The following is a 9,098-nucleotide window of genomic DNA, read 5'->3' as shown; positions in this document are numbered from 1 at the left end:
TCTAGTAGTTAGAACTTGGCAGTGAGGAGACCGATGGTCGACACCAGCAACACCCCGCCCCCCGAACCGGAACGGCCGGACTGGCGCGACATGGCTCCGGGGCGCTTCGACAAGGACGCGCCGGATGTCCCCCTGTCCCTGTTCCCGATCGACCCGTGCGGCACCGAAGACCTCGGTCTGCTCTGAAGGGCGGTTCCGTGGTCCCGTCATTCGCGTACCGGCTGATCCCCAGTCGGCTGGCCGCGCGGCCGGCCCGGCTGCGGAAGCTGCCTGACGACAAGGTCGCGGCGATCCTCATCCGGTACTGCAACAGCCGACGTCACGTCGATCACGTGTTCGACGCCGTCGTAGCCGAGATGGAACGGCGGGACCGCCTGATAGCGGACGAGCGGGCGGCGCGGGCGCGCGTCCAGCAGCAGTTGGACCGCGACGCCCGTCGCCGCACCCGTGATGAGCGGCTTCGGGAGGAGTACCAGCTCTACGTCGAGGCGGCGTACCAGGCCGCCGAGGAGGCGACCCGCGGCCACATGCTCAATCGCGTCGGCGAGACGGCCGGCGTGCGCCCACGGGAGCTGTTCTCCGGGCCCTGGCCGCGGGCCCGTAAGTACGCCTCGGAAGAACTGCTCGCCTGGTGGGAGGACCACGGGCGGATGACGTTCACCGAGTTCAAACGGCAGAGCCGACAGTCCGCCGGTGAGGTGGCGTGAGGCAGCCGATCATTCGAGGAGAAGTATGCGAAAGGTCATCGTCACATGGCTCGTGACGGAGCAGCACAGCGCGACCGTAGACGTGCCTGACAGCGCGGTCGACGCCTCCGGGCAGGTCGATGAGAAGGCCCTAAGAGCGGCCATCTCGGAAGCCCAGAGCTGCGACACCAGCGAGTCCGTCGAGGACCGGGACATCATCGAGTACCGCGCCCTTCCCGCCGGTGACGACGGGGAGGCGTGACCATGCCGTCTGGAAACCCTGGGCTGGACGGGCTGCGCGAGCGGCAGCGTGAAGCGGCGAAGGACGCCTTCGCCGACCTGAAACCCGTACCTGGCATCCGGATGATCTCCGAGGACCGCGACCCGTGGGTGGCGCTCGAGGACGCTCTTACGGCTGCCTGGTCCGTCCGGGACGAGGAGCTGGAGCGTCTGCACGCCGAGCGGGAGGAGCTCGTCGCACGGCTGGAGGCTTACCAGGCGATGCGCGACGAGTCTGCCACTCGGGCGGCTCGACTGCTCTCGCTCAAGGTCACCATCAGGGACAAGCGGGCCGCTGAGGGCATCACGCCTGATCACATGAGCCGGTACCTGACGAAGCACCAGTGGACGCGGAAACGCTGCTGGGACAACAGCGGCGAGCTCTGGTACCACCCGGCCAAGGACGTGGACGTGTTCGTCCCGTTGCAGGAAGAGTTCGTGGACTACGCGGAGCGCGTGGCTGATTTCCTCAGTGCTCTCGCCGAGGTCGAGGACCGATCGGCGCTGGCCGTGATGTTGGACCTCACCGGGGACGGTGAGAAGTGAAGCGCCGCGTGAGCCAGGCCCGGCGTGAGGCGGCGCAGGCTCGGGATGCCGAGTTCATCGCCCAGGCGGAGGCCGCGCTCGCGGACCCGGCCATCGGAGACCGCATCGTCGCGCTCCTCGCCAGCCCCCGGTTGCTGGGCTACAGCCTGCGTAACCAGGCGTGGTTGCTGCGGCAGGCCGAGGAGCGCGGCATGCGCCTGACCGAACTTCACACCTATCGGGGCTGGCAGGCACGCGGCCGGCAGGTCCGCGAGGGCGAGAAGAATCTGAAGATGGTCAGGCGCTACACCAGCGGCGGCGCGAGCTCCGAGGGCGGTGGCGGCGGGGAGGGCGGCGGGATCTACTTCCGCGCAAAGTCCTACTTCGACATCTCCCAGACCGAGCCCATCGAAGGGTTCGAGGGGAACGTGGAGCCGGACCCGGACGCCGACCCGGCCATGACCCTGCTCGACTCGCTGAAGAAGCAGGCGGAGCGGGCCGGGTACTCGGTGACCTGCTGGCCTCCGGAGGAGCCGCACACGGAGCCGGTGAGCGTCGACCACGAGCACCAGGAGCTCCACGTCTACGGCGATCACACCGTCGAGACGCTGGCCCGGCTGGCGGCGGCGGTCGCGGCGATCCTGACCGCAGGCAGCCAGACCCGGACCGGCACGGCGGCCCGGGAAGCGGAAGAGGACCCGGACGAGATCGTCATCACGGTGCTGTGACCCCGGTTGCGCCCGGCCTCCTGCGAGAGGCCGGGCGCCGGGGACCGGCCACACTCGAGAGGCAGGCGTGTGAGGCGCGTCAAGATCAACGTGCCCGGCATCGGGGTGGTGCGGGCCGTCTACAGCGATGACTGGGAGACCGGCACCACCCTGTACGAGGTGACCGCGACGCGGGTCACGGGAGTGTTCACGGTCAGGGCCGAACATCACTGGAGTGATGGGCTGGACCCTGACACCCCGTATGTGCGGGTCGGGCCGGGGCGTCCGACGGGCCGTCGGTACGACCCGGGCGATGAGCGTGAGGACCGCCCGGTCGTCAACGGTGTGCGGCTGTGCGGCGACATGGTCATCAACACCGACAGGATGCGGGAGGGGCGCTTGAAGCGGTGGGACTTGCCCGTACGGCGCGGCAGGTACGGCGGCTCTGTTCCGGATCTCACCGCTGAGCGGACGGCCGCGGTGGTCGAGGGTCTGCTGACTCACTGGTTGACCCGTCCGGAGGTTTTCGCTCTCCGGCTGGCTGCCGTCCGGGTGGCTGCCAAGGCCGACAGGCATCACCTGGTCGACAAGGCAGCCCGGGAGCGCGAGCGATTCGAGGAGGCACAGCGGAGCTTGCGCAGGGCCGAGGAGGAGGTGGCCAAGGCGGAGCTGTTCGCGGCCATGCCGCCGGCCGCGACGGAAGATCTCAGCGGCTCGGGGCTGTGGTGCGCGTGATCGTCCTGGTGGCGATTCAGCCGGCGCGAGGCGAGCGCGTGGCCGGTGTCGGCCGGGCGATGGTGGCGGCGGACGGACGTGGTGGCGTTCCCTCCGCCCCGCCTCCGCCTTATTCTAGTTCTATGAACCTTGACGCATTGAAGTTGATCAACACGCCCGACGATCTGCCGGCCAACCTGGACGAGGTGCCGGACGACGCCTACATCACTACCACGGTGTTCGCGCACCTGGCGGAGATCAAGCCCGAGTCGTTCCGTTCGATGAAGGTTCGCTCGGACAAGAACCACCGGGAGGGGACGTCCCGGCCTGGTGACATCCCGTTCACCGACGAGAAGATCGGTAACTCTCCGGTGTGGCCAATGGGCGTCTACCGAACCTGGATGAAGAACCGCCCGGGCAAGGGCGTGGGTGGTGGTCGGCCGGTCGGCACGAAGGTCGCCAAGAAGCCGCAGCCGCCAAAGCGGTTGGAGCTGCCGGCGAAGTGCCCGCACTGCGACCACGAGATCACCGGCGAAGACGTCCTTCGGCAGAAGCAGGCGGCCGAAGCTCAGGCGTGATCAGCCTGTTCCGGCGGCATCTCGTCGAGGTTGTCTGCGGCGGCCCGGAGAAAGCCGGCGAGTGCGGTCTTGAGCGCGGGCTGGTCGACGGCGAACCGGATGATCAGCCCGTCGTCGCCTGGCTCACTGGTGGTGGTGAACGGGACGTCGATGCTGCCCAGCTCCACGGTGCCGACGTCGCCGACCCGGAGCTGTACGGACATCGCGAGCGTCCCAGGTTGGGCGGGCATCAGGATCCTCCCCGGAGCCTGCGGCACGGGCCCTCGTGGTCCGGTCGGATGCACTGGACGCCGTCCGTACCCGGCCGGAACAGGTGCTCGTCAGCGGCGATGCGGGCGGTGGCCGGGCCGGTAGGGATGATGCCGCCTCGCGCGTACCAGCCCTCGACCTCGTCCAGGACGACGAAGGCCGCGGTTGCGCCGCGCATACGGCGGACGTGGTCCAGGCCCTCGCGGATCTGGTCGCCGACGTGGTCGGTCATCGGTGGCCCTCCCGGCTCAGTTCTCGTCGAAGTGGCGGGTGGCTCGGCTGGTCGTACCGGCCGTACGGGCAGCGTTCTGCCGGGACTGATACTCGGCTTCGATGACCTCGGCGAGGGCGTACATCGGCTGTCGCGGTGGCGTGCCGGGCACTCGGGTGAGTCGGCCGCGGGCTTCCCAGGTGCTGATCGTGGCCGGTCTGACGCCGACGGCACGGGCGGCGTTCTTCCGGTCGACGTACTCGCGCTCGTCCGGGCCGCGGTGGATCTGCACGTCCAAGAAGAGCTCACCTCCTCCGGACATGCGTATGCCCTCAGCCTCCCCGATTGGCTGAGGGCATACGTCTGCTAGCTCGGGATGATGTCACCGCAGGTCAGCGCATGTCAACAACCCTTCGTGTTCGGGAGTCACTCGGCGCGACCTGCAGGGCGGTCAAGTCTGGTGGCGGACATGCGAAACCCGGCCTGCTCCGAGGGGAGCTGCCGGGTTCGGTCCGCGTGCTGCTGCGCGCGGCGGGCGAGGGAAGCGAGAGAGCTAAAGATCCATTCGCAAGGAGATAGAAGGAAGCACTCTCATGGCCTCGCTGCCGTCACGGTAGCACCTACGCCGGGATCAGGTCGCGCAGTGAGCTGAGTGTGTACGCCACCGATCCGTCCGGGAGATCCTCGGGCTGCTCCAGGCCGATGTACGTCACCGGCCCGTCGACCGACTCGCCGGCCCGATGGGCGGTCACGGTGTTCGCCTTGGCCTTGAGCAGGTCCACCAGGTACTGCACGCGCAGGTATTCGCGTTCGACGATGCCGCGCACCAGGTGCCCGGTCGTGACCCGGTTCCCCTCGACCCGGTTGAACGACGGGTGTCCGTTCAGGAACAGGTGTAGCCACTTGGCGCGCCAGCGGCCGTCCTCGCCCCGCATGAACACCAGCGGCAGCGCGACCCTGCCCGACCCGCGCAGGTCGGACTTCATCCGCACGGTCGCGGGCTCGAACGGCGCGCCCTGCTGCTCGGCGTCGCGGACCATGAACCCGAAGAAGGACTCGGCGACCTCCTCGAACCTCTCGCCGGCGAAGACGTTGACCTGCGGAATGACGAACCTGTGGCGGAGGTAGCTCAGCTGGAGGTTGATGAACTCCGACGCGCCGTCGGGCGCCGAGGTGATGTCGCCGGAATGCTGGCCGCCGACCGTCGTGAGGCGCGTGTACGACACCCAGTCGGGGTTGCGGTAATCGGCGTCGAGCATCAGCGCGGACAGGTCGAAGTCCGTTCGGTCCTTGGCCTGCCGCCAGTAGATGAAGAACCGCAGCAGCTCGCCGTCGACGGGCGTGACCGTACCGCGGGGCAGGACGCCGAAGCCGGGCGCCGTCGTCTTGTCCGACAGCGGCAGCGCGACTCCGAGCACGGCCGGGTCGACGAGCAGGTGATCGACCGCCGGAAGCCGGCGCTGGATCTCCTCGTCCAGGACGCGGAACAGCCCATCGAGCACGCTGGGCGGGATCGGGTCGCGGTCATCGCCGGTCACCCAGGCGCGGCCTCGCCGGTTCACGAAGACCCGGGCGACGTCCGTCCGCCGCGAGCGGTTCTGTAGGTGCTCCCGCACGGACAGCAGGACCCGGCCCGACACCGTGCCCGCCACGTCTTCGACGGCGGCGAGGACCGCTTCAGCCCCGACACCAGTCTTAGCCGTACGCAGGAGCCAGTCGAGGGACCGGAACAGCAGGCCCGGCGCTGACCGCAGTAGCCTCACCGCCAGCTCGACGTCGCCGGCCGCGAACGCGGCCTCGACCCGGCCGCCGAGCGAGCGGGCCGGCTTGTCACCGCGCGTCACCGCGAACACCTCCAGGGCGTGCGGCAGGTGCGGGTACTCGTGCGGGTGCAGGCGCTCGCCCAGACGCTTCCACCGCTCGGCATACGCGAGAACGTCACCGAGCTTGGCGGGCGCCGCGGCGATGACCTCCTGCAGCGCGGCGAGCAGCGCGCGGCGCTCCGCGCGGCGGAACGAGCGGAACCGGGTCGGCTCGGTGAGGGTGACGTCACCATCGGACGCGGCGCAGGCCAGCCGGAGCACGTCCGTGACCGTGTCGATGAGCAGCGGGGCCCGGTGCTCGAGCCGTACCCGGTTGATGATGGCGCGGTTCTCGCGCACCGGGATGGCGTCGGGCTGCGTGCCGGTCAGGCAGTGCGCCGCGATGTCGCCGAGCACCGCCAGGTCCTCGGCGGACAGCGGCGTACGGCTCGAGGCGAGCGCCAGATACAGGCCGCGGGCTTCCTCCTCGATCGGGCCGCCGAGGTGCAGCACGGTCACCCGGTCGCCAGCGGCCGGGATCAGCTCCTCGTGCGCGGCGAGCATCTCCTCGAAGGTGTGCTGGTACCGGCCGTACGTCGGGAGGTCGAGCAGGTTCACCAGCCCGGTCGACGCCTGCGCGGTGATGCGCGGACCAGCGACCGGGTCCAGGAGCGCCTGGCGCATGCAGTCGACCCAGAACTCGATCGTGTCAGGGACGTTGGCCGGGAAGTCACGGAAGTAGACGTTGTGCCGCACGTGGTCGCCGACCTGCCGGCGTACGGCCTCCAAGACCCGCAGGCCGGTGTCGATGACCGTGCCGGTACTCAGCTCGGACAGGTGTTCGAGGAGCCCGCGCGACAGCTTGAAGCCGACGGACATGAGCACGGCGTCGAGCTGGCGCGCGGCTGCGGCTCCGTCGCCGGCCGGGCCGCCCGGGAGCGCCACGCGGGATCGCTTCTGGATGATGAGGGCTTCGAGCTGATCATTCACCATCGCATCGTCTCAGCGAAGATCCGCGATGCCAGCTCATTTACCGTGTGCTGAACTCCGACTCGCACGACCGATCACTGTGGGTGGGCCGGATGCACATCCATCCGTCGCCGTCGGGGCGGACGAGGTGGTCGTCACGCTCGACGGGGACGAGGACACCGTCCGCGAGTACGGCGTCGATTGCGGGCGGCATGCGTTCAGTGTCCCAGCGCGGGAGGACGCTCCGCGGCTCGTCGTCGCGTCTGTGGATAACTCCGGTTACGGCACGGTGAGGTGCTTACGCTCGCCGCGGCCCTGCGTCGATGCGCAGCTGTGCCGGGCGGAGCCTTGACGAAATCCTGCGCCACGTTGCCCGTGACAGTGGCGGAGTGGTGACGGCGGCGTTCGCGAATGGTGTTGGGTTTCTTGTTCTGTTTCGCATACCGGTTTCTTGTTCCGGGTTACCGTAGGACGGCGTCTTACGGGTTGCACCTCGGCCGATGCTTCATGCTTCACCCACGAAGCCGCGAAGGTGAACGTATGACATGAAGGCGAAGCGGCACGTCGTAAGCGCTGGAAGCTTCCCGTGCTCCGGTGCGGGAGAAGAGGACGGGGCGTCCCATGAAGGCGACGCCCCGCCGTGTGGTCGGTCGGGCCCTGGATTCAGCCCCGTGGGCCCGGCCGGCTCGCAACGCTCACCCCGACCAGCACGCCGACCGCGAAGCCGACAGCGCTGCCGGTAGCGGCCGTCACGAGCGCCGCCCTCTTCTTGGATCGACTCTCGGCCTTAACCTCGCGCCGTTCCTCGACACGCGTAGACATGATCTACCTCCTTCCTCTTCCGTGAGTGAAGGAAGGGGAGATCAATGCCCGCGTAGGGCAACGAGATGACCGTACTGCCGATCCGGACGGCGTCGCGGGTGTTCGCGGAATCGTGGGCGAAACACGGTGAATCAGGGTGATTCGTCCTGCCGCAGTGGTGGGCGTTCCGGGACTCCGTTACGGCTGTGGCCCGGCGTCGACGCGCAGCCACTCGGGAAGCTGCGACACGTCGGTCACGCCCTGGGCCCGGTAGACGTCGCCGGCGTGCACGGCGCACAGGTCGATGAACTGTCCGGCCTCAATGTGCCGCCCGGCGAACCGGCCGGGCTCGTTCGCGATGAACGCCGTCTCGGCCCGCCTGCCGCACCCGGGCGCGATGCAGTCGTGGACCTCCTCCTTGACCCGCTCGTCGATCCGTTCCGCGATGCTCCGTCCGCTCACGTCTCGCTGTCCTCGCTGAGGATCACGGCGGCGGTGTGCTCGGTCAGGTGCTCCCGCAGCGCAGCCTCGGTCTCGGCCGCCCGGTGCTGCGCCGCCGCGGTGATGGCGTCGCTGATCGCGTCGGGGTCGAGCGTACGGAGCACCCAGCGCGTTGCCGGCGGCTCGTCGTAGTGCCAGGGGCAGCCGATTGGGCAGAGGTAGCGGATCGTTCCGGCCGGGCCGAACGTCCACGGGCGTTCGGGCGACAACGGCGTCGGGTTCAGGAAGGCCACGTCGCCGTCCCTGTTCGTCCGATGAACTGGCCAGCGCCGATCTCGAGGCAGGCGAGTGGCAGGTCTGGGCCGCCGTGTCCGGGGATTTTGATGACGAGGACGCCCTTGGCGGGGTCCCACTCGCCGTACGGCGCGCTGGGAGGGTCCAGCCGCCGCGCGATCCGCCGCAGTGCCCGGGCGGCTCGCACGCGGATGGTGGCGTTCATCGGCGGTTCCGGCGGCGGGCACGCCGCCGGCGCGCGTAGTCCGTGCCGTCCACTTTCAGCGGCGCGACGGTGCCACGGCCGAGGCTGGCCCGGCACGTCAGGCAGCGCCGCCAGTGAGCGCGGTAGTCCCGGTAGGTCAGCGGCGCGAGCGTCCGGTGCATCGCGTCGGCCGTGAATCGGATGCTCACCGCGAGCTGCCGCATCGGCGGGCGCAACGCCTCGATCAGCGCCGTCAGGTCTGGCAGTCGGCCCGCGACGGCCGGCGGCCTGTCCGGCAGCAGCCGGTCCAGCGGCGTCCACGGGGCGCGCTCCCCCGCCGTGCCGGGCACCGCGACGCGGGACCCCGGCGCCGTACACCACGGCGTCGGCGCGGAGTCGTTCTCGAGCGAGGTCACGGTGCCTTGGCCTCTCCGGCGACCTCGTCGGCGAGTGACGCGAGCGCGGCCGCCGCCACAGACACCTCCGTCAACTTCTCGGGCGGTAGCTCTGCGAGCTTGTCCCGCGCCTGCTCGAGCTCGCCGCGGAACATGTGGCCCATGGCGGCCTGGGCGAGGATGACATGGTGGGCGTGCTCGAAGGCGGCGCCGACCTTCTCCAGTGCTTCGCGGAGGTCGCGCTGCCATTTCGGTTCGCTCAT

17 protein-coding genes are annotated in these 9,098 nt (G+C 69.5%); 7 read left to right on the top strand and 10 right to left on the bottom strand.

Features of this window, described 5'->3' with window-relative positions; translation table 11 throughout:
* The first annotated feature begins 33 nt into the window (after nt 1-33).
* From AB0K82_RS33950 to AB0K82_RS33920, 7 genes are all read left to right on the top strand, one after another.
* Nucleotides 34-186, top strand: coding sequence for a hypothetical protein (locus AB0K82_RS33950; RefSeq protein WP_364404920.1), 153 nt, complete (start codon nt 34-36; stop codon nt 184-186).
* A gap of 11 nt (nt 187-197) precedes the next feature.
* A complete protein-coding gene (locus AB0K82_RS33945) occupies nt 198-707 on the top strand; it encodes a hypothetical protein (RefSeq protein ID WP_364404918.1) in 510 nt (169 codons plus the stop codon).
* A gap of 25 nt (nt 708-732) precedes the next feature.
* The gene (locus AB0K82_RS33940) at nt 733-948 is read left to right on the top strand and encodes a hypothetical protein (RefSeq protein WP_364404916.1); all 216 of its coding nucleotides are present in this window, start codon (nt 733-735) and stop codon (nt 946-948) included.
* 2 nt (nt 949-950) lie between these two features.
* Nucleotides 951-1,511 carry a hypothetical protein gene (locus AB0K82_RS33935; RefSeq protein WP_364404914.1) on the top strand — a complete coding sequence of 187 codons (561 nt, stop codon included), beginning with the start codon at nt 951-953 and terminating at the stop codon, nt 1,509-1,511.
* A complete protein-coding gene (locus AB0K82_RS33930) occupies nt 1,508-2,218 on the top strand; it encodes an ArdC-like ssDNA-binding domain-containing protein (protein ID WP_364404912.1) in 711 nt (236 codons plus the stop codon). The genes AB0K82_RS33935 and AB0K82_RS33930 overlap by 4 nt, the downstream gene beginning before the upstream one ends.
* Nucleotides 2,219-2,287: 69 nt before the next feature.
* Entirely contained in the window at nt 2,288-2,932 is a 645-nt protein-coding gene (locus tag AB0K82_RS33925; RefSeq protein WP_364404910.1) for a hypothetical protein, read from the top strand.
* A complete protein-coding gene (locus AB0K82_RS33920) occupies nt 2,929-3,489 on the top strand; it encodes a hypothetical protein (RefSeq protein ID WP_364404908.1) in 561 nt (186 codons plus the stop codon). Before AB0K82_RS33925 ends, AB0K82_RS33920 begins: the two co-directional genes overlap by 4 nt.
* Here AB0K82_RS33920 and AB0K82_RS33915 read toward each other — a convergent pair.
* The 10 genes from AB0K82_RS33915 to AB0K82_RS33870 all read right to left on the bottom strand — a co-directional run bounded on the left by AB0K82_RS33915 (nt 3,480) and on the right by AB0K82_RS33870 (nt 9,098).
* On the bottom strand, nt 3,480-3,719 hold the full coding sequence (locus tag AB0K82_RS33915; protein WP_364404906.1) for a hypothetical protein: 240 nt from the start codon (nt 3,717-3,719) through the stop codon (nt 3,480-3,482). The two genes, AB0K82_RS33920 and AB0K82_RS33915, sit on opposite strands and share 10 nt — an antisense overlap.
* Entirely contained in the window at nt 3,719-3,970 is a 252-nt protein-coding gene (locus AB0K82_RS33910) for a hypothetical protein (protein WP_364404904.1), read from the bottom strand. Before AB0K82_RS33910 ends, AB0K82_RS33915 begins: the two co-directional genes overlap by 1 nt.
* Before the next feature lie 16 nt (nt 3,971-3,986).
* Nucleotides 3,987-4,247, bottom strand: coding sequence for a hypothetical protein (locus AB0K82_RS33905; RefSeq protein WP_364404902.1), 261 nt, complete (start codon nt 4,245-4,247; stop codon nt 3,987-3,989).
* Nucleotides 4,248-4,569: 322 nt separating this feature from the next.
* Entirely contained in the window at nt 4,570-6,744 is a 2,175-nt protein-coding gene (locus tag AB0K82_RS33900) for a hypothetical protein (RefSeq protein WP_364404900.1), read from the bottom strand.
* Nucleotides 6,745-6,781: 37 nt separating this feature from the next.
* A complete protein-coding gene (locus tag AB0K82_RS33895) occupies nt 6,782-6,934 on the bottom strand; it encodes a hypothetical protein (RefSeq protein ID WP_364404898.1) in 153 nt (50 codons plus the stop codon).
* Between the two features lie 785 nt (nt 6,935-7,719).
* The gene (locus AB0K82_RS33890; RefSeq protein ID WP_364404896.1) at nt 7,720-7,983 is read right to left on the bottom strand and encodes a hypothetical protein; all 264 of its coding nucleotides are present in this window, start codon (nt 7,981-7,983) and stop codon (nt 7,720-7,722) included.
* Nucleotides 7,980-8,255, bottom strand: a complete 276-nt coding sequence (locus tag AB0K82_RS33885) for a hypothetical protein (RefSeq protein WP_364404894.1) — start codon at nt 8,253-8,255, stop codon at nt 7,980-7,982. The genes AB0K82_RS33890 and AB0K82_RS33885 overlap by 4 nt, the downstream gene beginning before the upstream one ends.
* Nucleotides 8,243-8,461 carry a hypothetical protein gene (locus AB0K82_RS33880; RefSeq protein ID WP_364404892.1) on the bottom strand — a complete coding sequence of 73 codons (219 nt, stop codon included), beginning with the start codon at nt 8,459-8,461 and terminating at the stop codon, nt 8,243-8,245. Before AB0K82_RS33880 ends, AB0K82_RS33885 begins: the two co-directional genes overlap by 13 nt.
* Nucleotides 8,458-8,856 (bottom strand): hypothetical protein, encoded by a 399-nt coding sequence (locus tag AB0K82_RS33875; protein ID WP_364404890.1) that lies wholly within the window; start codon nt 8,854-8,856, stop codon nt 8,458-8,460. The genes AB0K82_RS33880 and AB0K82_RS33875 overlap by 4 nt, the downstream gene beginning before the upstream one ends.
* On the bottom strand, nt 8,853-9,098 hold the full coding sequence (locus tag AB0K82_RS33870) for a hypothetical protein (RefSeq protein ID WP_364404888.1): 246 nt from the start codon (nt 9,096-9,098) through the stop codon (nt 8,853-8,855). The genes AB0K82_RS33875 and AB0K82_RS33870 overlap by 4 nt, the downstream gene beginning before the upstream one ends.

It is taken from the genome of Actinoallomurus sp. NPDC052274 (assembly GCF_040679475.1).
GTDB lineage: Bacteria > Actinomycetota > Actinomycetes > Streptosporangiales > Streptosporangiaceae > Actinoallomurus > Actinoallomurus liliacearum.
Note: the sequence above shows the minus strand (reverse complement) of the source record. Positions and strands in the feature narration are given on the sequence as shown.